The organism is Paenibacillus agilis (assembly GCF_007786455.1).
GTDB classification, from domain to species: Bacteria; Bacillota; Bacilli; order Paenibacillales; family Paenibacillaceae; genus Paenibacillus_B; species Paenibacillus_B agilis.
The window spans coordinates 402,971-428,392 of the sequence record NZ_VNJK01000001.1; the positions used below are offsets into that span (position 1 = coordinate 402,971).

Sequence of the window (25,422 nt, forward strand, 5' to 3'; positions counted from 1 at the left end):
TATGCCAATTGGAGGCGGAACGTTTACGCTACAAAATAAAGTATTACCAGGCGCATATATTAACTTTGTGTCTGCGGGTGGCGGTGTAACTGCGGGTGCTCGCGGTGTGGCTTCATTGCCTTTACAACTAAGCTGGGGTCCAGATGACAAGCTTATTAAAATGGATGCGGCTGATTTTAATAAACAGTCGTTGAGTGTATTCGGTTATGATTCTACTGCTCCAGAGATGCTACTTATTCGCGAATGTTTTAAACGAGCAAAAACATTGCTTGTCTATCGTGTAAATAGCGGCGGCGTTAAGGCGACAAAGACGACAGGTGGTCTTACCGCAACAGCAAAATATAGCGGTACGAGAGGCAACGACATTCGAATTGCGGTATTGACGAATCCTGCAGGTGGATTTGATGTTGTTACTTACTTAGCTATGCAGGAGGTGGACAAGCAAACGGTAACTTCTGTTGCTAGTTTGGCAGCGAACGACTTCGTTACGTTTGGTCCGACGGGAGCACTTGTAGCTGCTGCTGCAGCTCCTTTAGCAGGGGGCACCAATGGTACAGCGAATGGAACAACGTACAGCAGTTACTTGACTGCACTTGAAGTTGAAAGCTTTAACGTACTAGGTTATCCAGGAACAGATACGAGCGTGAAGTCTTTGTTTGTTGCATTTACGAAGCGACTTCGTGAAGATGAAGGCAAAAAAGTAGTGTGTGTATTGCACAATCAGCCTGCTGACCACGAAGGTATCATTAGCGTAAAAAATGGTGTCGTGCTCGAAGATACGACAGTCGTTTCTGGTGATCAAGCAGTGGCGTGGGTAACTGGTGCTACAGCAGCAGCGGAAATCAATCAAAGCTTAACAAACACGACCTATGACGGTGCTGTCGATGTTGATATCAAATATACGAAGAGCCAGTATGAAGCGGCGATCAAGGCGGGAGAGTTCGTATTTTACGGCGAAGGCAGCAAAGCACGCGTACTTTCTGACATTAATAGCTTGGTCACGTTTGGAGGAGGTAAGTCTCCGGACTGGACGAGCAATCGTGTGATGCGTGTGATGGATGGCTGGGCCAACGATGTTGCACGTATTTTCGGCGCGTCTTATATCGGACTTGTCACAAATAATGATACGGGACGTCAATTGTTTAAAGCAGACCTCGTTTCATTGGCGCTGCAATATCAAGCGGTTGGTGCGATTAGTAATTTTGATAGTGCAGACATTACGATTGAGCAAGGGATTGGCAAGCGTGATGTAGCTGTTCATAGTGTACTACAGCCTAACGATAGTATGGAGAAGATCTACATGACCGTTCAAGTTGTGTAGAAGAGGGGGATATATAAATGGCAAAATTACATTCACAAGATACGATTAACGGTAAAGAGGGCAAAGCATATGCCAAAATTAACGGGAACAATGAGGAATTGTTTTTCGCAAAGACAATCGAAGCAACGATTGAAAAAAGCAAATCCGAAATTAAATCGATTGGCAAGCGTATGACAGGCCATAAGACAACAGGGATGAGCGGTACTGGCAGTATGACCATTTACTATATGACGCCATTGTTCCGTTCTTTGCTGAAACAGTATAAAGATACAGGACGAGACGTTTATTTTAATATGATGATTGAAAACGAAGACCCAGCTAGTGCAGCAGGCAAACAAGTGGTGAATTTGTTTGGGGTTAACCTCGACTCTACTATTTTGACGAAGCTGGATGGCGATTCTGACGATCCACTCGATGAAGAAGCAGACTTCACATTTGAAGACTTTGATATTGCGACGCCGTTTAACAAAATTTAAGGAGGACTTTATAAATGGGTAAACTGCAAGATTTCTTAATGAACAATGATGTGTTGGCGGAAGTACAGACGGAAGTGAGCATCAAGCCATTTCCGTTCCCGTTTGTGATTAAAAGTATTACCGAGGCTGAAAATAAAGAGATTCGTAAAAGTTGTCAAAAAGTCACTTTCAACAAACGAACGCATCAGAAAGATGTTGAAACGGATGCGGATTTGTATGCAAACCGTCTTTTGATTTCTTGCTGCGTGGAGCCGAACTTTAAAGATGCGGCATTGCAGAAGAAGTTCGGTGTGCTTGGAGCGGAAGCGCTAATTGATAAGCTGTTTAATCCTGGTCAATATGCTGAGCTTGTACAGCGTGTACAGCAGCTGAACGGATTCGAGACAGATATTAATGAGTTGGTAGAAGAAGCAAAAAACTAATCCGGCAGGGTAACGGTGAAGCGAACTATGCGCACTATGCCCTGCATCGATTAAAAATTAGCCCGGATGAGCTCATGGATAAGCCTGTGCACGTCCGGGCTTTTATTTATGCAAGCATTGACTTACAGCTCGAAAACGAAAAAAAGCAAGCTGAAAAAGCAAAACGAAAGCGTTAGGAGGTGAGTGAATGTCAACAATAGCGGCAACGCTCGCGATACGCGATAATTTTTCTAATACATTGAATCGTGCGGCACAAGGGACGCAGCGCGTTATTAGGTCGATGCAGACGTTACAGGCACAAAGTGCAAGGACATCTCCTGGACGAATGTTCACAGGTACAAGCAGTGCGATTAGCGGTACTAATCAACGTTTGGATATGCTGAATCGGAAGCAACAAGAAGCGGCGAAAAACGCTGAAAAAGTAAGAAGTGTGTGGGGCGGTATTAGAACTGTTATGGCTCAGGCAATCGTAAGTTTGGCAGCGGGAACAGGTGCAGCAATGCAGGCGGTAGATACGCATACGAACAATAATGCTAGATTACAATCAGTCAACGATGGCAAGCAGTCTGATGCGGATTTGCAAAAAATGGTGCATGGGTCAGCCCAGCGGTCAGGAGCCGGTTATAGCGATATGGTCGGAACGGTCTCGAAGCTCGGATTGACGGCCGGAGATTCGTTTAACAGCAACAAAGAAATGGTTGCCTTCTCAGAACTGATGAAGAAGTCATTTGCCTCGAGCGGAGCACCAGCTGCGGAACAACAAGCAGGGATGGATCAGCTGACGCAAGCGATGGCATCGGGCAAGCTGCAAGAGGATGGATTTGGTTCCATTATGGAAAATGCGCCGGTGATTGCGCAAGCGATCGCGGACTTTACGGGTAAATCAATCGGTGAGCTGAAAAAAATGTCTGCCGAAGGGACGATTACCGCTGACATTATTAAGGGTTCGTTATTTGCGGCTTCGGATAATATTGAAGCGAAGTTTAAGACGATGCCCCGTACGTTTGCATCGACATGGACCCAAATCCAAAACTTTGCCACGATGGCGTTTGCTGGAGTGATGGAAAGCATTAACGGTTTTTTGAATAGCGATATTGGGGCAGGGCTGGTTACTGGCATTATGGTGGCTATCGCGATTATTGCTAGTGGTGTGGAAGGCTTGATAAGCATAATCTCTACAGTAGCTTCGTTTGTTCAATCCAATTGGTCAATTATTGGTCCGATTTTAACCGTACTCGCAACCACTGCCATCATGTATCTAATTTCGTTAATATGGGCGTGGGGAGTAACGGCTATCTCAATGTTATGGGCATGGGGAAGCGCGGCTGTCGTGAATGGACTTAGAGCGTTTGCGGCCTTTATGTTAGCGAACTGGCCCATTCTTCTTATTGGTGCTGCCATTGGCGTGTTAATCGTCATCTTGAACAATATGGGTGTTACCTTTGATCAAGTTATTGGCTTTATAGGCGGTGCGTTGTTTGGGTTATATGCTTTTATCTATAACATTGTCGTCGGGATATGGAACTATTGGGCGTCGTTTGTAGAGTTTTTTGCGAATGTGTTTAACCATCCCGTGTATAGTGTTAAGCGACTTTTTGTGAATTTGGCAAATAGTGTTCTTGATACCGTGAAACGGATTGCTGAAGCGATTGATGCTGTATTTGGTTCTAATTTATCCGGTAGTGTAACAGGTTTGCAGAAGCAGATGGACGACTGGCTGGGTGAAATGCCGGAAGGCTACAAGGTGACGCAAAGATTGGAAACGAAGTCAATTACTGAATTTAGTACTAAAGGATATCAGGCAGGTTCTGATATGGCGAAAGGTATGCAAGATAAGATTAAAGGCATCACTTCTGGTTTTAGTGGAGATGCAATGAAAGAGAACGGATTGGACAAAGGCAAAGGACTTGGTGGAGGCGGAGAAGTTGGGATAACTGGAGCTGGAGCTGCTGGAGCAGGCACGATGCCAAACATCGGCAAAGTGGGCGAAGTAGGGCAAGTGAACAGCGAAGTGGACATCGGAGAAGAAGATTTGCAGATGATGAAAGACGTAGCTGAAATGCGCTATGTACAAAACTTTGTAACGATGACTCCAACGATTGCGATGAACGCCAGCATTAGCGAAAAAGTAGATGTCAACGACGTAATGAATGAGATGGAGCGTCGTCTTGCTAATGAGATTGCCATGGGTGCCGAAGGAGCCTATTCATAAAAAGTATTTTTAGAGGGGGTGGCAAGGGTGGGTTATCAATTGTTTTTGAAGCAAGGTGGTAATAAGATTGAAATTCCCGTCTTGCCTGAAAAATTGGAAATAAGCTCTCCCGGACATAACGAAACCGTGACCGTAATGGGAATTGGAGAGGTTAATAAGTTAAAGCGCAAAGGACTCCGCGAAGTTTCATTCGAGTCCTTTTTTCCTGCGCATTATGAACCTTATGTATCGGGATTTTTGTTTGAAACTGAGGAGTCAGAGGAGCCTACCAAGCGTATTCGCCCTCCTATTAATTGCATTCGGGCCATTCAAATATTTCGAGATGCGCAGTTACCGATTCAGTTTCTCTTAACGGGTACTGATTTAGATATCAACATTAGCATGGGCATCGAAGATTTGAGCTATGATGAGCGTGCCGGTGAGATTGGCGATATTTATTTTAGCTTGAAATTAAAAGAATGGAAGTCGTATTCGCCCAAACAACTAACCCTGACAAAAGACAATAAAGTAAGAGCTAGTGCAGCTAAGCGTCCTGGTAGTCCTCCAGCATCGAAAACGCATACCGTAGTCAAGGGAGAAAGCTTATGGGCCATTTGCAAGAAGCGTTACGGTGATGGCAGCAAGTATCCTCAGCTGTATGCGAAAAATAAAGCGCTAATCGATAAGCGGAACAAGGGGACGGGTTTACCGAAATATACGATTTATTCAGGGCAGGTGCTGGTGCTATGATCCAAATTTATTATCAAGACAAAAAAACGGGTACTGCTTACGACATTACGACGTTAGTTACTGACGTGGCTTGGAATACGAAACGTGTCGGGTCCCCTGCTTCTTTTGAATTTACGATGATGGACGATAAGCAAATCGTGATTGAGCACGGAGGCATCCTATCATTTAAATATGGCAACAAGGGACTATTTTACGGTTATCTGTTCAAATATTCAAAGTCTGATAATGGCGAAACGAAAGTAGTTGCGTATGATCAACTTCGCTATTTGAAAAATAAAGATACTTACGTATTTAAAGGCAAGAGCGCCGATCAGATCGTCGCTCAAATCGCGGGTGATTTTAAGCTAAAGACAGGTCAATTAAGTAACACAGGCTACGTCATCCCTTCCATGGTAGAGGATAGTAAATCATTGTTTGATATCATTTTAAAGGCGCTGGATCTGACCCTTGTTCACGGCAAGCAAATGTTTTATTTGTGGGATGATTATGGTCAGCTTCGTATTTCTGATGTGAAAAAAAGTACCCTTAACTTAATCGTTGGTGATCATAGTTTAGCAACTAGCTACGACTACAGCAGTAACATAGACGGTGAAACCGCGAACCAAATTAAGCTCGTCCGTGACAATAAAGAGACAGGAAAGCGTGATGTGTACGTTGCTCATGATAGTCATTCAATGGCAAGATGGGGCGTGCTGCAGCATTATGAAAAAGTGGATGAAGATCTGAATAAAGCACAAATTGATAAACTAGCCGACAACTTGCTAGCGCTGAAAAATCGTCCCGAGCAATCGCTCAGTGTGGAGGCACTCGCTGATTTGACGGTGCGTGCAGGCTGTTCCATTTTTGTGAAGTTAAGTGGAATTGGGCTGTCCGGATGGTACATTGTCGATGAATGTAAGCATGATGTAATGAAGGAAACGATGAATTTGAAGCTGGTGGTGATGTAATGCTGAGCGAAAAAATAAAACGCATCTCTATGCAAGCAAATACAGCTAGCGTGCCAGCTGCCGTAATGTTTGGTCAAGTACAGAAAGTAACGCCGATTCACCTTTTAGTAGATAGTCGATTTGTTATTGAAGGGGATATGGTCATTATGTCTCGTGACCTGCCTGAACTTCTTGTAGGCGACACGGTAGTGCTGCTGCGAAACAATGGTGGTCAGCAGTTCGTCGTCTTGGGGAGGTTGTAGCATTGTCTTTGCTGCCAGAACAAGTTGAGACAGCCATCCCGATCACGGCTGTAGAGCTGGAGTTGCCTGAAGAGCAGACGTCACGTACGTATCGGCTCGATATGCAGAAGGGGCGTATTCAAGGCTTTGTCGATGAAATAGAAGCGATTAAGCAAGCAGTATATAAAGTGCTGCAGACGGAACGATTCATTTATCTCATTTACAGTTGGAATTACGGCATTGAATTAAATGTTGTGATGGGGTCGAATGAAGCGGTTATGCGCAGTGAACTCAAGCGTATCGTAACAGAAGCGCTGTTGGTAGATGAACGCATAACAGATGTAACGGATTTTCATATTGAATTGGTAGATAGGCGTACAGCGGCAGTAGAGTTTACTGTCGTTTCTATTTATGGACAAGTGCGTATCGAAGAGGAGGTGACTATTTAACGATGACCTATTATGCAGATATGACGTATGAACGTATTTTGGAACGTAGCTTAAGTCGTGTGCCTGACGGAATTGACAAGCGCGAGGGATCGATCATTTATGATGCGCTTGCACCCGCGGCAGTGGAATTGGCACAAATCTATATTGAATTAGACGAAAATCGAAACTTGTCCTATGCAGATACTGCATACGGGACGTTTTTGGAGCGACGTACTGCGGAATTCGGAATTAATCGAGAAGCGGCTACCAAAGCACAGCGAAAAGGTTTATTTTATGGGGAATCCAATGCCCCGTTGGATATTCCAGTTGGAAGTCGGTTTGCACTTGAGGGTCTGAATTTCATAGCTGTGGAAAAGATATTACCAGGTCAATATCAACTGGAGTGTGAAACTGCAGGGGCACAGGGAAATCAACAGTTTGGGGCAATGCTCCCTATCGATTATATTGCCAACTTAACTCGTGCCGAACTAACGGATGTGCTAGTTCCAGGTGAAGATGAAGAGACAGATGATATTTTGCGTGCTAGGTATAGTAACGCAGTAAACGAAAAGCCGTTCGGTGGCAATATTGCTGACTACAAACGTGAAATAGAGGAAATAAACGGGGTCGGTGGAGTCAAGGTGTATCCAACATGGCAAGGTGGGGGCACTGTTAAATGTACGATCATTACAAGTGAACACAATGTACCAGATCCTGCTTTGGTGACACAAGTACAGACATTCGTAGATCCGACGGTTAGCAGCGGGCTTGGAAATGGGCTTGCTCCTATTGGGCATAAGGTTACAATCGCAGCTGTAGTTAACACCCCTGTAAATGTAACTACGAGAGTTACGCTGCAACAAGGCGTGACAGTGGGACAAGTACAGGCGGACATTGAAAAAGCAATTCGAGACTACCTTTTAGGTCTATGCAAGTCATGGAAAGATGAAAATCAAATTGTGGTTCGTATTGCGCAGATTGATGCACGGTTATTAACTGTCACGGGTGTTGAGGATGTCTTGGACACGAAGCTAAATGGTGCTGTATCCAATATAACGTTAGGCACAGACGATATTCCGAAATTGGGGACGGTGGTCATAAGTGTCTAAGTTAATAGATTACCTCCCCCGTTTATATGAAGACATTCTCGAAATGATCGAGTTAACAAAAACAGAAGAAATAGAGTTGCAAGCAGCTAGACTAGCTGTCCAACAGTTGCTAGATGACCAATACGTACTTACGGCAAGTGAAGATGGAATAAGGCGGCGCGAACGCATACTCAAAATACAGGCTGATCCTACTACAGAATCTTTAGACTTTAGGCGTAAGCGAATCATTAATCGCTACTCTACTAAGCCGCCATTTACGATAAGGTATTTGCAGGAGAGGTTGGATTATCTGGTCGGTACTGGCCGGGCGCTTGCTACGATTGATGTGCAAAAATTCATTTTGACGGTAACTACGGCAATTGATGATGCGAGCTTATTTAAGGAAGTCGCGCATACGATAAAGACGATCCTTCCAGCCAACATTGTTTATCAGCAATCAACGGCACTCGAAGATCAGATCACCTTGCAGGAGAGTATTACATCACAGGTCTTGAATCGAGGAACAAAGTTGTCTACATCATGGCGGTTGGGCGCTACGCCGTTTGCAGTCTTAGGTCCGGAGGTAGTCGTTAAATGATGACAACAAACTTTTTAAACGACTTAGCTGTCTACACCAATAATCGTGTAACAAAAGTAGTTATTAATGACACACATACAATTGATCAATTTGAAATAAAAGAAGCGACAGCTAGTGACATATTAATTAAATATATGGTGCGGCAAGGCATGGTGCAGACAGTAAATAAAATCGACTTGCGAGACGCTAACGATAAAGTAATTAGTACAAATAATGTCTTTGTGCCTATTACGTCTGACACACTGCTTTTACAGCGCATAAAGATCAAGGAGGTGTAGAATGGCTTTCAACGGTAAAATAGACTGGAAGTATAACGATATACCAACGGAAAGAGACTTCAACCGTATTGAGCAAGGTGTTGTTGATGCACATAAAATGTTGGAGGTAAACGAAACCCGAACGCTATCATTTACTCCTGGGACACAAGTTATAGAATCCAACATTGACACGCCGATCACGGTCGATAACGTAACGGGACGGACACTCGTTAACCTGCTAGGACGGATTGGATCGTGTGATAGTCTTTACGGATGGAATCAACATAAAGATGCGGGCAACCCTACATTTGGCGTAGAAAAAGGTACTATTAAACTAACCACTGATGTAACGGGAACATTGGCACGTATCGCTTATTTTATTCCTGCTAAGACAGCTCTAAAATTGGGAGGAAAGTATCTAGCGGCAGCAACAGTTAAGTGTTCGGTTACTGGACAGGCTGGTATATATTGCGGAGGATCACCAGTACAGCACAATAAGACTACTGATTGGGAAACTATTTTTTCTTTAGTGTCCGTTAACACTAGTACTGATAGTTATTTAGTAGTAGGCAGTGCAACACAAGCAAATATTACAACGTATGTTGACAATGTACGCTTATACGAAGTGACAGAGACGGAGTACGCTGCATTATCACAAATGTCGCCAGAGCAGCTAGAAAGGCGCTATCCTTACGTTGACGGCATGACCAACGTAATGAATCCTTACGCAATCGTAACGGGAGAGAACTTACTTCCGCCGTTTACGGAGTGGGGGAATATGCACGCAGGGATTAAACAAATGTCAGAACCGTTTGCCTTTACCATGAAAACGGCGGCAAGAGACGAGGTGAACCACTTCTTTCCTGCAAATTCGGGGGAAACCTACACACTAAGCGTAGCGCACACGGGGCGTATCGGCGTTAATGCATGGGATGCTTCGGGACTCCTCATAGGGAAATTGTCAATTGTTCCTTACACGACGGAACAAACGGCTACCTTTACTACTCCAGCAGAAACCGTCCAGATAAGTATCCATTTTGGTAATGTAACGGGAGAAGGGGAAAAAGACTACCTTCCCTCATGTGAATTTAAAAAACCAATGCTTACCGCAGGCACAAGGCAACAATCATTTAAACCGCAGAAACGAAGTATGTGGGCTGTCGAGGCTGAGCTTGCGGCCAATCCTGTAACGGGAGCAGATGCCGACGTACTATATACAGGCGATGACGGGTTGCCGTATGTACTGGAAAAATGGGTGAAGGTCAGATTTGATGAATCCGTGGACTATAAATATTATAACACCTATCCATCAGGTAAGTGTGTGCGAGTAAAGTTTGACTTTTCAGATGTCCTAAGAAGTTCCCTTCCTTATGTGTCGAAGTTTGATAGTTCAATAGTTGTCGCAGGAGCGCCTTCAATGGCTGTAGATGTTTTTAGTAGTTTAGATTGGGGATCCACCGGTGTTGATTTTTTAGGTATCGGCGTAAAAGCTGAAGACAGCGGCTGGGGAGACACATACCAACCTACAATCGACGAAATAAAAGCGTATTTTCTGGGCTGGACAATGTACAATGGTGCTACTGGTAATAGTCCAGATGTTCCAGCGAACAACTTATATAACGGTACGGGCACAAAATGGTGGGTACGTCGTGCTGATGGAGTTGGCCGTGAGTGGCGCGATGCTACTGCTGAATTGCCTACTACAATGGCAGACGGGTGGACGCCGTACCGACTACAATATCTCAAAGCTTCACCTTCCGTCGTTCCCGTCTCCAACTACGAAGCGGGTGCGGTGCTAACGACGGGAGATAACGTTGTCGAGATAGACTCAGGTATGGTGATTCGTGAGAAAGCGAATGTGTTTGTCAGTCAAGCTACTTCTGCTGTAGCTATCGGCGACACGTCTTGGCCTACTAATCATAAGATACGAAAGGGTCTAGCTGTATATTTTAACAATAGCAAGGACGTCCGATGGTATGAGTCGAACATTAATCCATATGGACTCGTAAAGTTACGTACGTCTATCCACAACTACGATCCTACAGCAACTTATCATGCAACGTATACGATGTTTGCGCCAACACTCGCGGCGACTATCAACGTCAAAGCAGTGGCTAATATGCGAGGCACTGTTACGAAATTAGTCGATCAGGCTGGCGACGTTGAGCGCCGCTTGTCAGTAGTGGAGATGCAAAAGGTAGATGCTAACGCAGTAGTTACATGGGTAAAACTTACATTATTAAATGGATGGGTTAATCGCGGTATTGACTCAGACGCTCCTGTATCTTACTTGAAAGATAGTTTAGGCTTTGTCCACGTAAGAGGTTTAGCAGCTAGTGGTACGCCGGATCGCGTTATATTCAAACTACCTAAGGACTACCGTCCGATAAAACGAATGCAATTTATTAACTTGTCGTATCAAGGCGCTGCAGAAAAAAGTTTAAGAACATCATATATTACAATAGAGGTGAATGGGGATGTGTACGTAAACGCACAAGTTGGAACTCAATGGCTAACACTTGACAACATTTCTTTCCTAGCCGAACAATAAAGGAGGGGTACCATGAAAGAAGCATTTATAATCGATCCACAAGGTAAATACATCGAACCAACGCTTGTCATGGACTCCATGACAGGCGTTTTTGATATCGTCGAGCAAGTAGAGATTTCTGAAGGTACAACGCCACCATCGGAGCCGCGGATGGTCGTAACAGGCTATACGGTTGCAGTAACCATGCCTGATGGGCTATATGAACCCATTTTTGATGTAGCTGGATACCGAGCTGCCGAAGCTGCCTATGTGGCATCGTATGCCATTTACCAGAAAACTATAGCTGCACACAATCCCGATAGTGGCGTGCCCTTACCACTACCACCTGAACAAATAGATGGTACTAAATACTGGCGCAACGGGCTTACACAAGCAGAGATAGACACGCTTCAACCAAAGCCACAGCCCAATACAGTTCAAACTCTTGGTGAGCAATTAGTAGCACGTGAACTGGAAGTTATAGAGCTAAAAGCACAAAATGATGCACAAGGTGCAACGCTGGTTGCTCTAGAGCTTCGATTATTACAACTCGAAGGAGCTGGTAAAGTTGTTTAACAACGATTACGAACGTATCAAGTATTATTATGACTGTGGATGGGCAACTGTTGCACAGTTGCAGGTATATGTAAAGTTTAAGGTTATAACGGATGCCGAGAGGCTGCAGATTTTAGGCGCTACCAATTAGGATGAGCGCTATTTTTACGCCCAAATTTGCAAGAGGAGATATGGATATGGACCCACAAACACAAATGTTAGCAGAAATTCGTGAACGGATCGTGCGTGTCGAGACGAAGTTGGACTCGATGCATGACGTTTATGATACGGCGCTAGAGGCGAAAAATATTGGCTTGGAAGCGTCGCAATCGGTGAGGTCCGCACATTACCGAATAGATCGCATTGATCGAACTATCTTTTGGCTAAGCACAACCGTAATTGGCGCCGTTATCTTGGCACTTGTACGACTAGTATTAGACGGGAAGGTGTAACGAATGGACATCACAATGTCAAATGATATTATGGCTCTTGCCGCACTCGTGGCGGCATACGTTGGTGTAGCCCGTGGCTTCGGGTTGAAAGATAAATGGACGCATGTAGCAGCTGTCTTTGTGGCAGCTGTTTTTATTTTAGTGCCAGAATCAATCCAGCAGAAGCTGATCCTAATTTCAGTAGTAGGATTGTCAGCTACAGGAGCCTATCAATTTTCGAAGAAGAAGGGAGGCAGTGATAGTAATGGTTAAACTAGTTGCATGGGATGCTGGTCATGGTGGTAAAGACCCTGGAGCGGTAGCGAATGGTATAAAGGAAAAGGACATTGCGCTGCATATCGCGAGCGAGGCTGCTCGTAGATTGGAAGCACGATACGAGGGAGTACGCTGTCTTCTTACCCGATCCAATGATGTGTATTTGGCATTATCTGAGCGTACAAATAAAGCGAATGCAGCTAAGGCTGACTTGCTTATTTCCGTTCACTGTAATGCAGGTGGTGGAGCGGGTGGTTTTGAATCTTTTATTTATAACGGAATAGGTAAAGGACAGTCGGCTACATCTAATTTTCAAAATACAGTGCATACCGAAATTATGAAGCGTGTAAAGCCGCTTGGTATTATTGATCGCGGACAAAAACGTGGTGACCTGCATATGTGTCGTGAATCGAATATGCCAGCCGTATTGACGGAGAATCTATTTGTCGATGTTGCGTCAGATGCAGGTAAACTGAAGCAAGATGTCGTTCTGGAAGCATTGATTGAAGGTCACGTAGAAGGTGTGGCCTCCTATTTAAAACTGACTGCAATGAACAATAAGCCGCCTCAGAAACAGCAGGACAAGCTAACAAACACACATAAACCGATTAAAATTAACGTCAATGGTAAGGCAGTAAATAGTGGTATTGAAATTGATGGCGTCACGTATGCTCCTGTAAGAAGCCTAGCCGAACAGCTTGGTGCGCAGGTCGTATGGGATGGCGAAAAAGTATCAATAGTAACGAAATAGTGAATTTTTCGAAGGATCAGTAATTACGAAATAGTGCGTAGTATAGTCCGTAGTTCCTGAGTATAATCAAGCTAGCATAATCACCTTATCTCTTGCTAGCTGTGCAGACATAGAAAAGGCTCAAGTAAACTGTCTCAGCTTACTTGAGCCTCAATCTGGAGAAGCTAGTCTAGTCGCCGCGTAGCTTATGGAGACGTAAGCCAGCCAATCAGGACGAACAACAGCATAAATTGCAACAATGCCAACGTATACATCACTCGCCAACTTCTGCGCTGCTGTGGCGGTACGTGGTCGAAGTTATATCCAATCTGCTTTTCAAATTTGAAAACTTGATAGAGGTAAATATTTAGTCCGAATGGCAGCAGCCCTCCTACTAGAGCCCACCACCAAGAATTTTCTTGTCGATACATATATCGTGCAATATAAAATTGGGAGAGGAGTATGGTAGCTGAGAGACAAACAAGTAGCACTAGCAAGTCCTCACCGCGATAGGCTTCACTAAACATGAATCCCGCCTTATATTCTTCAATCATCATTCCTCACCCCTTTTCTCATTGCGACCGAACATCCAAACGATAATGGCTTGCAATATAGTCATCCAGAGAATGAATAATAGTGCATTTCGATCTAGGGAGTACCATACACGCTCAATTAATGACCATGGCTCCGTAAACAAGTGGATCGAGTGAAACCGCAAAAACCTGCCAATAAAAATACCAAAGCTAGTGAGCAGTAGAAACACGAACATGCCGAACGTAACCGTGCTAGCTCGCAATTGAAAAGATTGCAATAATCGTCGAACCTGATCCGTCATAAGGATATAGAAGCAAATAGCGAGCAATACACCACTCACTAATACGAAAAAGTTCCACCATTCCATTACAATGATCCCTTGGCGGTAGTTAAAATCAAATCTTTTTAAATGAATGAGATCAGTGACGACATAGAATACATTGGGTGACATAAGAATGAAAATGAGATAGAAAAGAAAACTTATAGGTATTTCTCGCTTCGTTTTTATTTTAAATAGAGGCATCAAATACGATAGTTCCAGTGCTGCAAAAGCTAGAAACAAGTTGAATATCATAAACGAATAAGCCGTATCAAAATAGAGAAGCATTCCTATGTACAAGAAAAAGCCAAGTCGTGCTTTCGAACGAATATTCATGAGGGTATCTCCTTTACTGCAAAAGTATTGAAAAAATAATGAGCTGGCCAACTCTATTAATCGAACTATGGTTAATATATCGATATCATTTTTGCATGTCCTCTACATTATTGTAAGAGCTGGTAGTCGTTGATATTGACATACACCGAATATCAATTACATTTATAGAGAAAGAACCTTATTTATCCACTTGGAGGTGTTGTTTTTGGTTAAAAAAATAACTTCAAAATGGTTCAAGTCATTCCTCGCCGTATCACTTACCTTCTCCCTATTTACTGCATGGGCAAGTGATGGAAGGATAGCCTCGGCCGAGGGGCCGCTCGATCCGGCACCTATTATTAACCCTGTTGGCACGGCAAACGGCAAGAAAGTATTGTTCGACAACACGCATGGTCAAACAGCAGGTGCAGCGGATTGGGTTATCGATGGTGCATTTTCTGATTTTGCCCAAGCCCTAGCAATCTCAGGTTACTACGTTAAAGAGCTGCGTCAATCCACACCGATTACCTTCGAAAATCTTCAACCCTATGATGTATTCGTTATTCCCGAAGCAAACAATCCTTACAAAACTTCCGAACAAGCAGCATTACTCAAGTATGTTCAAGAAGGTGGCAGCATATTTTTTATTAGCGACCACTACAATGCAGATCGCAACAAAAACAGATGGGACTCTTCCGAAGTGTTCAACGGCTACCGTCGAGGAGCTTGGGAAAACCCGGCTAAAGGGATGAGCGCAGAAGAAGCAGGTTCTACTGTGATGCAGAGCGTAAGCAGCTCTGACTGGCTTGCTGACAACTTTGGTGTTCGTTTCCGCTATAATTCCATTGGTAACGTTACGGCTAATGTTATTGTACCGAAAGAGCAATCGTTTGGCATTACAGAAGGCGTGCAAGGCGTAGCGATGCATGCAGGTTCCACATTGGCTGTTACGAATCCAGCAATCGCAAAAGGGATTGTCTATCTCCCGCAAACGACTGACAAATGGCCGCATGCAGTAGACGATGGCATCTATAACGGTGGCGGCGTCGCAGAAGGTCCGTATGTTGCCATTTCTAAAGTAACAAAGGGTAAGGCTGCGTTTATTGGTGACTCTTCACCTGTAGAAGATATTACACCTAAATACTTACGCGAAGAAAATGGTCAAGCGAAAAAGACCTATGACGGCTTCAAAGAAGTCGATGACGCGAAATTACTCGTTAACGTTGTGAATTGGCTTTCTCATGATGAGGCATACACGAACTTTACGCAAGTACCTGGCTTGCAACTCGATCAGGCTACAGCTCTACACAGCTATGAAGTTCCTCAACAAAGCACAGAGCCGAAGCCTGAACCGTGGGCAGTGCCAGCGGCTGGTTACAAGTGGTGGGATCAGTCTTCCTTTAAGCCAGGATCTTTTGGCTACACAGGCTCGACGAATCCAGGCCCAGGACCGGGTCCAGGTCCTGTTAACCCAGCCTATACGCTAGAATATCCAGCATCAGTGAAGGCAGGGCAACCGTTCAGTGTTTGTGTAAAAGTAAGCAAAGCTGCTCCGAATACAACGCTGGATTTACAGCTAGGCATCTATGTAGCTGGGGGTCAGCAGATTGGACAAATTCAAAATGCAGATGGTACGTGGCCAACGACTTATGGCTATCAAGCCGTTTCGCTCCAGACAGATGGTCTTGGCAATGGATGCAAAACGATAACGGTACGCACAGAACCTAGCAAGACAGGTGCAGCATCCATTCGCTTGCGCTCAGGCAAGTCGAATGTAGTGACTAATTCGATTACAGTTACGCCTTAATTTGATAACAATGATTAAATAACATCAAATAGCTATATCATCCATCAATTAAATGAAGCGAGTCCCTCATAGTATACAGTTTGCACAACGTTTGCATCCAGTCTGCGTGAGAGGGCTCGCTTCCTTTTAATTTCTAAAGAAGTTTTAGAGAGGAGCGTGCAAGATGATTGAATTTCGTCGCGTCTCTAAGCTGTACGCAAACGGAACGGTTGGTTTGCAGGAAGTGGATGTCACAATACATAGCGGTGAATTTGTCGTTATTGTTGGTTTGTCTGGTGCGGGCAAGTCTACGCTGCTGCGTTCGATTAATCGACTTCATGAAATTACCTCTGGCGATATTATCGTAGACGGTAAGTCCATCACGCATGCGCGTGGAGAAGAACTACGTCATATGCGGCGCAGCATCGGCATGATTTTTCAAAGCTTCAATCTTGTTAAGCGTTCTTCGGTTATACGAAATGTGCTGTCAGGAAGGGTTGGCTATCATTCAACGATCCGTACGCTGCTTGGTTTATTTCCAAAGGAAGATGTCCAGCTGGCATTGAATGCGTTAGCGCGAGTCAACATCCAGGAAAAGGCCTACATACGGGCTGATCAACTGTCAGGAGGACAGCAGCAGCGGGTATCCATCGCGAGAGCGTTAGCGCAGGAAGCGAAGATTATACTGGCCGATGAGCCAGTCGCTTCTCTTGATCCATTGACGACACGGCAAGTGATGGATGACTTGCGGCGAATTAATCAAGAGCTTGGCATTACGATGGTCGTCAATTTGCACGATATCGATTTGGCCCGTCAATATGCCACAAGAATTATTGGTCTGCGTGCAGGTGAGATTGTGTTTGATGGTCCTGTAGGTGAGGCCACCGAAGAGCGGTTCACTCACATTTATGGTCGTTCGCTGCGCGAGGAGGCAGCAAGCATCGGGGGTGAAGCTTTATGAATCCGATAAGCGTGACATCGCCACCCACGAATGGTGGAAATAAGGGGGCGCCATCCATTGTAAAACCATCTCAAACGAAGTCAATCATGACCTTTGCCTTTATTATTGTTTTGCTCTGGTTAAGTGCAGAGCGTACAGATGCAACATTAACACAGCTCGTGACGGGAGCGCCGGAGATGGGCAAGTTGCTCGTCGAAATGTTTCCGCCTGATTGGAGTTACCTAACTACGATTTGGGCACCTATGATGGAGACGGTTCAGATGGCTGTGCTTGGTACTACAATGGGTGCCCTGCTGGCTATACCGATAGCATTGTTGGCCTCAGGAAATGTAACGAGGAGCAAATGGCTCTATATTCCGGCGAGATTACTGCTGAATCTTGTGCGCACCGTACCTGATTTGTTGTTTGCTGCTATATTTGTTGCCATATTTGGACTAGGAGCTGTAGCTGGAGTGGCTGCCTTAATCCTCTTTTCGTTTGGTCTTATCTCCAAACTGCTCTATGAATCGATTGAAGCTATTGATCAAGGCCCACTCGAAGCAATGACTGCGGTTGGAGCAAATAAGCTGCAATGGATTAGATTCGGTGTCATACCGCAAGTGACAGCGCAGTTTATCAGCTACTTACTCTATACATTCGAGGTCAATGTGCGCGCAGCTGGCGTGCTTGGACTTGTAGGAGCGGGTGGAATTGGCTTACTGCTAACTAGGGTGCTGGATCAGCTGCGATATGACCGGGCGTGCATGATCATTTTATTGACACTCATTATTGTGTTGGTGATCGACTATATTAGCTATCGCGTACAGGAGAAACTGCTATGAAAAACATTCAATTGATAAGGCGTCCATGGGTGCGTATTCGTTGGTGGTTAGTTGCGGTTGTTATTGCGGTCGTATACGTATGGTCTTTCGCAGGCATTGAATTTTCAGGAATACGAGAAAATGCGGGCACAGTTACCGTTGCTATTATGCAAGGAATCGTAAATCCAGATTGGGATTATGTCTATTTGGCAGATGGAGAGGACTTACTGCGAGGGATGATCGATACGCTGGCGATCGCGTTGCTCGGTACATTCATTTCCGCGGTGCTGTGCATCCCGTTTGCATTTTGGGCTTCAACGAACATGAATCGGTGGAAATGGTCAAGCGGAGTGGGCAAATTCGTGCTTAGCTTTATCCGTACATTTCCGGAAATTGTGATGGCCATTATGTTCATAAAAGCGGTTGGTCCTGGCGCTTATGCAGGTATTTTAGCTCTAGGTTTGCATTCGATCGGTATGCTTGGCAAGCTGTATGCGGAAGCGATTGAGAAAATAGACCGTGGTCCAGCAGAAGCTTTGCTCGCATGTGGAGCAAATAGGCTGCAAGTATTATGGTACGCGGTTATTCCGCAAGTACTGCCTGAATTTATGTCCTATACGTTGTATCGATTTGAAATCAATGTGCGTTCAGCAACGATACTAGGTATCATTGGCGCGGGAGGCATTGGCACACCTTTAATTTTCGCATTGGATAGCCGCAATTGGTCACGGGTGGGCATTATTTTGCTCGGTATTATTATAACGGTCAGTGTGGTTGATTTAATCTCCAACTATGTGCGGCGAAAAATCGTATAGACTGTTTCTTTCTCATTAGCTTTACGTGGTAGTGAATAATGAAGAGGCTATCCCAAAAGGAGTGTGGATAACGCATGAGTAATAAAAAACCGTTAAAAACGTATAAAGTAGTTGGCGGAAACGGTATAAACCTTCACGTGGAGGAGTATGGGAATCCCAACGGTACGCCGCTCTTATTTATTCACGGTGCATTACAATCTCGCTTGTGCTGGATGAAGCAGACAGATTCCGAGCTTGCTGACGACTTTCGAATCGTGACGATGGATTTACGAGGTCATGGTTGGTCTGATAAGCCCGAAAATGCATATGCAGATTCAAGTGTATGGGCAAAAGATATCCATGCGGTCATTCATTCGTTATCGCTTAACCGCCCGGTCCTAGTTGGTTGGTCGTATGCCGGGTATGTCATATGTGACTATATTCGGACGTATGGAGAAGCAGATGTTCGCGGTATACATTTGGTCGGGGCATGCACACGCTCGATAACTGCGAATAACGAAGATGAAACGACGAAAGAACTGATGGAATTGGCCCCGCTGTTATCATCTAATGATGCGGCTACAAGAATCGGTTCCCTAGAGAAATTTTTAGCATTATGTGTATATAAGAAGCATTCTCCACAAGATTATTATTTCTTTCTTGGTTTTAATGCCATTGTACCCCCTCATATTAATTCAGCGCTATTTGCGCGTACGATAGACAATCAGGATTTGCTCTCCAAGCTGAAGCTGCCTATATTGATTACTCACGGTGTAGAAGATAAAGTCGTCACGAAAACAGCTGCGCAGCGCCATGCCCAACTTATTTCACATGCGCAAACATCATTTTATCATCACGTTGGTCACACACCATTTTGGGAAGCTGATAAGCGATTTAATGCCGAGCTAAGACATTTTGCAAAACATCTTTAATCTTAGCGTGAGATCGTTTCTGTGAAATCTGTGAAATAGGTGAAAGAAAGCCTCGAAAACCGCTGCTTAAGCGGAATGGAGGCTTCTTTTCATGTCATCATTTAGCCGATAAATCTGATAATCCGGTCTAGAAGACTTTACATTTCCTCTACTTCAATCCCACTTCCTTAGCTACATCACGAACAATATTGAACTTGGAGTCGTCAGACTTAATATAGCCTTTGTGCGAATATACGTCTGAAATAATTTGCTGTCCTGCTGGATCTTTGCCGATCGCGATAAAGGCATCTTGTATTTTGGTACGCCACTCTTCGCTCATATCATTACGAACGGAAATCGTGTCATTTGGAATAGGGGAGGTAAAGGCAACGACACGTGTGGTCTGCATAATATCTGGGATGTCTTTAATAATAATGTTGCGGGCATCTTGGAAGACAGCAGCTGCATCAACATCACCATTCAGTACAGCGAGCAATGCTTTGTCATGACCCTTTACAGTAATGCCTGTCACATCGGCATCAGGATCGACTCCTGCTTTTTTCATTTCATAGGCTGGCCATACATATCCTGCTGAAGAAGTGACGTCCTGCCAAGCAATTTTCTTGCCTTTCAAGTCCTCTATTTTTTGAATAGGAGAATCTTTCTTTACGACGATCATCGCCTTGTAGTAGTCCACTAGCTCTGTCGTATTGGCCCCAGTTGCATCTTCCACACCAAAACGCTGCGCCTGCAACAGAATATCAGCTGTTTTCTTTGTGTCATGAGCAAGAACGTAGGCATTAGGCGGTAAGAAGCCGATGTCCACTTGTTTGGATGCCAATGCCTCGATAATCGTATTGTAGTTTGTGGATACGCTTACTTTAACGGGAATGCCAAGTTGGTCGCTTAACAGCTTTTCTAACGGTTTTGCCTTTGCTTCTAGAGTTTCAGCATTTTGAGAAGGTACAAATTGTACTTTTAGTTCAGTAGGTACATAAGCTTTCGTCTGCTCCGCGTCTTTAGGGGTATTGGAGCTGCTATTGCTACAACCAGTAAACAGGCTTAATCCAAAGATAAGAGTCATAACTGTGATGGCTGTTTTCTTAAACATAAGACAACCTCCTAGTCATTTTGGCATAGCTTAAGTTAACAAATGTAGTAGGCAATAGAAATGCAGCATAGTGTAGAGGTAACCGTCGATCAGATTTGTTAAATGTCATGCAGGATTAGATTAACTTCACCAGCAAATTGTTAAAAAAGCCCACTGATTGTTAAATATGAACTAGTTCTCTAGACGGATATAACAATCGTTGCTATCGTTTCTATTAGATGTGCCTCAAGCTGAAATTATTCGAATGAAATAGATGGTTGACTGAAAAATTTCCTTCGGCTAGGAGCGAATATGTGATGAATACCGGACACAACTCGTGCAAAGTAACGATACTTGCAACGAGTGATTTACACGGATCAGTGATGCCTTGGAGTTATGCAGATCATTCTTTACAGCAATCTGGACTTGCTAAGTTGGCGACTCTTATTCATAGCGTTCGCAGCTCGAATCCAAATACGCTGCTCATCGATAATGGTGACTTAATACAAGGTACGCCGTTATCTTACGTACATGCACGGATTGAACGTGATTCTATACATCCGCTAGTAAAATGTATGAACACTCTCCAATACGATGCAGGTGTGATTGGCAATCATGAGTTTAATTATGGCTTGGATGTATTGAGGGATGTTGTGAAACAATCAAGTTTCCCATGGTTATCTGCTAATACCGTTAATAAGCAGGATAATCGGCCATCCTTTGGACCTCCTTATATCGTGAAGACATTTGCAAATCACATACGCGTTGGTATTGTCGGGTTAACTACACAATATGTGCCACTTTGGGAACTTCCTTCTCATATTGAAGGATTGGAGTTCAAAGATGCCGTGGAAACTGCACAGCGATGGGTTCAGCATTTGCGTGAACAAGAACAGGTGGATATTGTAGTTGCTGCCTATCATGGAGGGTTTGAGCGAGATATTGTAACAGGGGAACTGACAGAGGAAGACACAGGAGAGAATCAAGGCTTTCAACTATGTAAGCAGATTAAAGGTATTGATGTATTGATAACAGGTCATCAGCACCGCAAGCTAGCTGCAGAAGTGCATGGAGTGTCCGTTGTCCAACCTGGTATGCAGGGGAGCCATTTGGCTCAAGTTGATTTGGAGCTGGAACAAAGTTCTGAGGGGTGGCGAGTTGTAGATAAACGGTTTGAGCTGCTTAGCGTTGACGGAGTTTGTGCAGATCTCGATATTATTGAGCTGATGCGTCCATATGAGATTAAAACACAGCGCTGGCTCGATAAGCCAATTGGCACGCTGAATGGTGATATGCGTATTTTGGATGCAATGCAAGCGCGTATTGAGGAGCATCCCTTAATTGAATTCATTCATACCGTTCAAATGCACTACGGGGGGACGTGTATTTCATGCACTTCCTTATTCGATAGTAGTTCACCCGGTTTCTCCACAAATATTACGATGCGTGAAGTTGTTTCCAATTACATTTATCCGAATACGCTGCGGGTCATACGCATTACAGGGCAAAATATGAAAGATGCTCTGGAGCAGTCTGCACGTTATTTCAAACTAACGGATGACGGGGAGATAACGGTAAATGACTCGTTCTTATATCCGAAGCCTCAGCATTACAATTATGATATGTGGGAAGGTATCGAGTATGAGCTGGATATCTCTAGACCAGAAGGGCAGCGGGTAACACGTCTAGATGTTGAAGGTTCTCCAGTCCAGATGGAAGCTCATTATGATGTAGCTATGAACAACTATCGTGCTGGTGGTGGAGGTTCATATCCTATGTTCGTAGGTAAGCCGATTGTAAGAGATATTCCCACAGAAATGGCTGAGCTGATCGTTACTTACATTATGGAACGGGGAACTATAGAGGGTGGAGTGAACAACAACTGGCGTGTTGTGAATAAGAGGGTTGACACTACAGACAAGGCATGATATATTTACTCATGTCTTTCCCTGATAGCTCAGTTGGTAGAGCACTCGACTGTTAATCGAGTTGTCACAGGTTCGAGTCCTGTTCGGGGAGCCATATGGAGAGATACCCAAGAGGCCGAAGGGGGCGCTTTGCTAAAGCGTTAGGGTGTTACAGCCGCGGGGGTTCGAATCCCCCTTTCTCCGCCATTTAACTTTTATACATTCGTACGCAGATCCCGAGAGGGATTTTTTGCGTTTTAGGGCTTTTTGTTTTCAATATTTGCAAGAGCAATACATAGTCACGTAAAGGACAGGAGAGTTAATCTCCTGTCCTTTTTTCTTTCTTTGATAAAGGTGATAAGCGGTAGTGGTAGTAATGGGGGCGTGGGTAAAAAAAGTTGAGTTTGTGCAGTGTTATTCATATTCCTTTTAGGTTAGGAAGGGTGTTGAACTATTTATGGCTATGCAACAGGTTTAGGAAAGCATTTGTATAGCATTTTATTTCGTGTGCATACTACAGAAGAGGTGATGATTTTTGTGATTTTAAACTGGATAAAAAAGGATTAAAAAAAGGGGTTGTCAATCTTGTTGGCGTCTGATATAGTATTACTTGTCGCCGATGAGCGACACAGTAATTTGAAGTGAACAAGGCCCGTTGGTCAAGGGGTTAAGACACCTCCCTTTCACGGAGGTAACAGGGGTTCGAATCCCCTACGGGTCACCATTTTTCTTGCAAGAGCCATTAGCTCAGTTGGTAGAGCACCTGACTTTTAATCAGGGTGTCGTAGGTTCGAGTCCTACATGGCTCACCAGTTTTCTTTTGAACTGGTGAGGCGGGACACTTTATTTTATAAATGTGCGGTAGTGGTGGAACGGCAGACACGCTATCTTGAGGGGGTAGTGTCCAATGGACGTGCAGGTTCAAATCCTGTCTACCGCACCATAATTACTTTAGTAACAAGCCTTTTGTAAATTAGGGCTTTTTTTGTTTTTTTCTATATTGAGACTCTATGAAGCTCAACCTCTATTCTCTCTATTTTTACTTCCCCTAATTCTTTTTAATTACAGTATACCCTTGCGAAAATTCAGTGTTCTTTAATGCATTTCGATTGAAGTTAAAAATACTTTGGGTGATGTATGCAAGCCTTGTGTAACAGTTTTTTTGTTTTACTAATGCGCATCCTCTGATCAATAAATAGAACGAGTAGACTTATTAGCATACATAAATATATCAGTACTTTAGATGAAATATTGATAATTCTATTGTCATTCTCGGTAAATTATTGAGATAATGAAACGGGCTATGATGGCTAATGAGTTTATTTTAACTTCTTATTATCGAAGTGTGCTTGGGAAGATGAGTAGGTATTGATATGATACATAAACTATGGTTTCGAAAAAGATAGCAACGAAATGTTAAGGATAACCCAAGGTATGAATAGATAAGGGGTTTTATGATGAAAGTATGGTTACTAGACTCAGATCCGCACTATGGCAGGATGGAATTCGTAGAATGGGATGATCGTGAGAAGGTATATGATTGGGTTGAAGAGGGGAAGGTGCTATCAGAGGATTGGACACCCCTTGCTGTAAAATTTGATGAAAATGGAGAGCCGTCTGATTTTCTTGCAAATATAAATGGTGCTTTAATTGTTAGTAGTAAGACCAAAGAAGTATTATCTCAGATACCAGGTTTGCCAATTGAATTTTTACCACTTCAGTCGGATGATAGCTGCTATATCATGAATGTGCTTACCGTATTGGATTGCATTGATTACGATAATTCTAAGAAGTATCAAGATACGGAAAGGGTAGATCAGTACTCTTTATCGCTTTATGAAGAAATCGTCTCAGAACATGATATTTTTAGAATGAAAGCACGTGAAGGTGAACAAATTCTTGGATATAGCTACGTATCTGATCGGCTAAAAAAGCTAATTGAAGATAAGTTAGTTGGCTGGCAGTTGGTTGAAATATGGGATTCTGAATTTTCGTGGCAGCAACAAGAAGCGCAGCATGAAGCTATGTGTAAGGCAGTAAATGATTCGTTGATTGTAACCTTCGACTTTGGAAAAGCATCAAAGTATGTGGAAAAAAATAAGGGCGCACTAGCATATAGCGGCAAATGGGCACTTAGAGTTGATGAAAATAATGACACACTGCTTGGTCGCTTGTTGTTGGATGGCACTTATGAATGGAGTAACCCCATTTATTACCCACCGATTATTTTGTATCTGACATGGGGGATTAAAGAAAAGAAAGAAAAGAAAATATCATTTGTCAGTATGTTAAAGAATTTAATTTCTTTTAAATAAATCGGTATTTATAAGTGGGTCTGATATTCCTTCAAGGAATATTAGGCCTTTTTATTTGCGTGGTTTCCTCATAGAGTGTGCATTTCTTTTCATCAATTTTTCTTATTTCTATTCCTCATACAAAACCGAAATTTCCGCACCAGAGCTTCGTAGATGATTAATATGCACATCTCCCCAATAGCACATCAGATCAAGAACATTGGATAATGATCGTCCATATTCCGTTAAGGAATACTCTACTTTTGGTGGTACCTGATTATAAATTGTACGGGCGATAATATTGTCTGCTTCCAGCTCGCGGAGCTGCTGGGTAAGCATCTTTTGAGTTATTTCGGGAATTAACTTTTTTAGCTCACTCGTTCGTTTGGTTCCACTCATTAGAATGCATAGGATGACAATTTTCCATTTGCCGCCGATTACATCGAGTGTTGCTTCAACTGCGAAATTATATGTTTTCATGCGATGACCT

The 25,422-nt window shown here is 43.7% G+C and carries 28 protein-coding genes and 5 tRNA genes; 29 read left to right on the forward strand and 4 right to left on the reverse strand.

The window, feature by feature from the left end; all coding sequences use genetic code 11:
* Position 1: 1 nt before the first annotated feature.
* From FPZ44_RS01780 to FPZ44_RS01860, 17 genes are all read left to right on the forward strand, one after another.
* Positions 2 to 1,321: a phage tail sheath family protein gene (locus tag FPZ44_RS01780; RefSeq protein WP_144986845.1), complete on the forward strand. Its 1,320-nt coding sequence runs from the start codon at positions 2 to 4 to the stop codon at positions 1,319 to 1,321.
* A 17-nt stretch (positions 1,322 to 1,338) separates the two neighbouring features.
* Positions 1,339 to 1,797, forward strand: coding sequence for a phage tail tube protein (locus FPZ44_RS01785; protein WP_028593221.1), 459 nt, complete (start codon positions 1,339 to 1,341; stop codon positions 1,795 to 1,797).
* A gap of 14 nt (positions 1,798 to 1,811) precedes the next feature.
* Positions 1,812 to 2,219 (forward strand): phage tail assembly chaperone, encoded by a 408-nt coding sequence (locus tag FPZ44_RS01790; protein ID WP_028593220.1) that lies wholly within the window; start codon positions 1,812 to 1,814, stop codon positions 2,217 to 2,219.
* Positions 2,220 to 2,406: 187 nt separating this feature from the next.
* Positions 2,407 to 4,431, forward strand: a complete 2,025-nt coding sequence (locus FPZ44_RS01795; protein WP_144986847.1) for a tape measure protein — start codon at positions 2,407 to 2,409, stop codon at positions 4,429 to 4,431.
* A 27-nt stretch (positions 4,432 to 4,458) separates the two neighbouring features.
* Positions 4,459 to 5,160, forward strand: a complete 702-nt coding sequence (locus FPZ44_RS01800; protein ID WP_144986849.1) for a LysM peptidoglycan-binding domain-containing protein — start codon at positions 4,459 to 4,461, stop codon at positions 5,158 to 5,160.
* Entirely contained in the window at positions 5,157 to 6,107 is a 951-nt protein-coding gene (locus FPZ44_RS01805; RefSeq protein ID WP_144986851.1) for an XkdQ/YqbQ family protein, read from the forward strand. Before FPZ44_RS01800 ends, FPZ44_RS01805 begins: the two co-directional genes overlap by 4 nt.
* Positions 6,107 to 6,349 (forward strand): DUF2577 family protein, encoded by a 243-nt coding sequence (locus FPZ44_RS01810; RefSeq protein WP_144986854.1) that lies wholly within the window; start codon positions 6,107 to 6,109, stop codon positions 6,347 to 6,349. The genes FPZ44_RS01805 and FPZ44_RS01810 overlap by 1 nt, the downstream gene beginning before the upstream one ends.
* 2 nt (positions 6,350 to 6,351) lie before the next feature.
* Entirely contained in the window at positions 6,352 to 6,777 is a 426-nt protein-coding gene (locus FPZ44_RS01815) for a DUF2634 domain-containing protein (protein WP_261378169.1), read from the forward strand.
* A 2-nt stretch (positions 6,778 to 6,779) separates the two neighbouring features.
* Positions 6,780 to 7,865: a baseplate J/gp47 family protein gene (locus FPZ44_RS01820; protein WP_144986856.1), complete on the forward strand. Its 1,086-nt coding sequence runs from the start codon at positions 6,780 to 6,782 to the stop codon at positions 7,863 to 7,865.
* Entirely contained in the window at positions 7,858 to 8,442 is a 585-nt protein-coding gene (locus tag FPZ44_RS01825; RefSeq protein WP_144986858.1) for a putative phage tail protein, read from the forward strand. The genes FPZ44_RS01820 and FPZ44_RS01825 overlap by 8 nt, the downstream gene beginning before the upstream one ends.
* A complete protein-coding gene (locus FPZ44_RS01830) occupies positions 8,439 to 8,720 on the forward strand; it encodes a ketopantoate hydroxymethyltransferase (RefSeq protein WP_144986860.1) in 282 nt (93 codons plus the stop codon). Before FPZ44_RS01825 ends, FPZ44_RS01830 begins: the two co-directional genes overlap by 4 nt.
* 1 nt (position 8,721) lies before the next feature.
* Positions 8,722 to 11,250 (forward strand): hypothetical protein, encoded by a 2,529-nt coding sequence (locus FPZ44_RS01835; RefSeq protein ID WP_144986862.1) that lies wholly within the window; start codon positions 8,722 to 8,724, stop codon positions 11,248 to 11,250.
* Positions 11,251 to 11,262: 12 nt separating this feature from the next.
* A complete protein-coding gene (locus FPZ44_RS01840; protein WP_144986865.1) occupies positions 11,263 to 11,805 on the forward strand; it encodes a hypothetical protein in 543 nt (180 codons plus the stop codon).
* Positions 11,798 to 11,935, forward strand: coding sequence for an XkdX family protein (locus tag FPZ44_RS01845; protein ID WP_144986867.1), 138 nt, complete (start codon positions 11,798 to 11,800; stop codon positions 11,933 to 11,935). The genes FPZ44_RS01840 and FPZ44_RS01845 overlap by 8 nt, the downstream gene beginning before the upstream one ends.
* A 46-nt stretch (positions 11,936 to 11,981) precedes the next feature.
* Positions 11,982 to 12,236, forward strand: coding sequence for a hemolysin XhlA family protein (locus FPZ44_RS01850; protein ID WP_028593207.1), 255 nt, complete (start codon positions 11,982 to 11,984; stop codon positions 12,234 to 12,236).
* 3 nt (positions 12,237 to 12,239) lie between these two features.
* Positions 12,240 to 12,488, forward strand: coding sequence for a hypothetical protein (locus FPZ44_RS01855; protein ID WP_036604279.1), 249 nt, complete (start codon positions 12,240 to 12,242; stop codon positions 12,486 to 12,488).
* Entirely contained in the window at positions 12,481 to 13,242 is a 762-nt protein-coding gene (locus FPZ44_RS01860; protein WP_144986869.1) for an N-acetylmuramoyl-L-alanine amidase, read from the forward strand. Before FPZ44_RS01855 ends, FPZ44_RS01860 begins: the two co-directional genes overlap by 8 nt.
* Before the next feature lie 185 nt (positions 13,243 to 13,427).
* Here FPZ44_RS01860 and FPZ44_RS01865 read toward each other — a convergent pair whose 3' ends face one another.
* Together FPZ44_RS01865 and FPZ44_RS01870 are read right to left on the reverse strand one after the other, a co-directional pair.
* On the reverse strand, positions 13,428 to 13,778 hold the full coding sequence (locus FPZ44_RS01865) for a hypothetical protein (RefSeq protein WP_144986871.1): 351 nt from the start codon (positions 13,776 to 13,778) through the stop codon (positions 13,428 to 13,430).
* Positions 13,775 to 14,410 carry a DUF1361 domain-containing protein gene (locus FPZ44_RS01870; protein ID WP_144986873.1) on the reverse strand — a complete coding sequence of 212 codons (636 nt, stop codon included), beginning with the start codon at positions 14,408 to 14,410 and terminating at the stop codon, positions 13,775 to 13,777. The genes FPZ44_RS01865 and FPZ44_RS01870 overlap by 4 nt, the downstream gene beginning before the upstream one ends.
* 199 nt (positions 14,411 to 14,609) lie before the next feature.
* Between FPZ44_RS01870 and FPZ44_RS01875 the strand changes: the two genes are divergently transcribed.
* The 5 genes from FPZ44_RS01875 (at position 14,610) to FPZ44_RS01895 (ending at position 19,662) form a co-directional block, all read left to right on the forward strand.
* Positions 14,610 to 16,196, forward strand: a complete 1,587-nt coding sequence (locus FPZ44_RS01875; protein WP_335926077.1) for a DNA-binding protein — start codon at positions 14,610 to 14,612, stop codon at positions 16,194 to 16,196.
* A 163-nt stretch (positions 16,197 to 16,359) separates the two neighbouring features.
* Positions 16,360 to 17,136, forward strand: coding sequence for a phosphonate ABC transporter ATP-binding protein (gene phnC, locus FPZ44_RS01880; protein ID WP_144986876.1), 777 nt, complete (start codon positions 16,360 to 16,362; stop codon positions 17,134 to 17,136).
* Positions 17,133 to 17,957 carry a phosphonate ABC transporter, permease protein PhnE gene (phnE, locus tag FPZ44_RS01885; protein WP_144986878.1) on the forward strand — a complete coding sequence of 275 codons (825 nt, stop codon included), beginning with the start codon at positions 17,133 to 17,135 and terminating at the stop codon, positions 17,955 to 17,957. Before phnC ends, phnE (FPZ44_RS01885) begins: the two co-directional genes overlap by 4 nt.
* Entirely contained in the window at positions 17,954 to 18,751 is a 798-nt protein-coding gene (phnE, locus tag FPZ44_RS01890) for a phosphonate ABC transporter, permease protein PhnE (protein ID WP_144986880.1), read from the forward strand. The genes phnE (FPZ44_RS01885) and phnE (FPZ44_RS01890) overlap by 4 nt, the downstream gene beginning before the upstream one ends.
* Before the next feature lie 74 nt (positions 18,752 to 18,825).
* Positions 18,826 to 19,662, forward strand: coding sequence for an alpha/beta fold hydrolase (locus FPZ44_RS01895; RefSeq protein WP_144986882.1), 837 nt, complete (start codon positions 18,826 to 18,828; stop codon positions 19,660 to 19,662).
* Between the two features lie 148 nt (positions 19,663 to 19,810).
* Here FPZ44_RS01895 and FPZ44_RS01900 read toward each other — a convergent pair whose 3' ends face one another.
* Positions 19,811 to 20,752 carry a phosphate/phosphite/phosphonate ABC transporter substrate-binding protein gene (locus FPZ44_RS01900; protein WP_144986884.1) on the reverse strand — a complete coding sequence of 314 codons (942 nt, stop codon included), beginning with the start codon at positions 20,750 to 20,752 and terminating at the stop codon, positions 19,811 to 19,813.
* A 296-nt stretch (positions 20,753 to 21,048) separates the two neighbouring features.
* Here FPZ44_RS01900 and FPZ44_RS01905 point away from each other — a divergent pair, with 296 nt between their 5' ends.
* The 7 genes from FPZ44_RS01905 to FPZ44_RS01935 all read left to right on the forward strand — a co-directional run bounded on the left by FPZ44_RS01905 (position 21,049) and on the right by FPZ44_RS01935 (position 24,953).
* Positions 21,049 to 22,659 (forward strand): bifunctional metallophosphatase/5'-nucleotidase, encoded by a 1,611-nt coding sequence (locus FPZ44_RS01905; RefSeq protein WP_144986886.1) that lies wholly within the window; start codon positions 21,049 to 21,051, stop codon positions 22,657 to 22,659.
* A gap of 18 nt (positions 22,660 to 22,677) precedes the next feature.
* A tRNA-Asn gene (locus tag FPZ44_RS01910) sits at positions 22,678 to 22,753 on the forward strand.
* A 3-nt stretch (positions 22,754 to 22,756) separates the two neighbouring features.
* Positions 22,757 to 22,845, forward strand: a tRNA-Ser gene (locus FPZ44_RS01915).
* A 442-nt stretch (positions 22,846 to 23,287) separates the two neighbouring features.
* Positions 23,288 to 23,362: transfer RNA gene (locus tag FPZ44_RS01920), tRNA-Glu, on the forward strand.
* A 12-nt stretch (positions 23,363 to 23,374) separates the two neighbouring features.
* A tRNA-Lys gene (locus tag FPZ44_RS01925) sits at positions 23,375 to 23,450 on the forward strand.
* Between the two features lie 46 nt (positions 23,451 to 23,496).
* Positions 23,497 to 23,581, forward strand: a tRNA-Leu gene (locus FPZ44_RS01930).
* 511 nt (positions 23,582 to 24,092) lie between these two features.
* Positions 24,093 to 24,953 carry an imm11 family protein gene (locus FPZ44_RS01935; protein WP_144986888.1) on the forward strand — a complete coding sequence of 287 codons (861 nt, stop codon included), beginning with the start codon at positions 24,093 to 24,095 and terminating at the stop codon, positions 24,951 to 24,953.
* Between the two features lie 108 nt (positions 24,954 to 25,061).
* Here the strand turns inward: FPZ44_RS01935 and FPZ44_RS01940 are convergent, their stop codons facing one another.
* A complete protein-coding gene (locus FPZ44_RS01940) occupies positions 25,062 to 25,412 on the reverse strand; it encodes a winged helix-turn-helix transcriptional regulator (RefSeq protein WP_144986890.1) in 351 nt (116 codons plus the stop codon).
* Positions 25,413 to 25,422 lie beyond the last annotated feature (10 nt).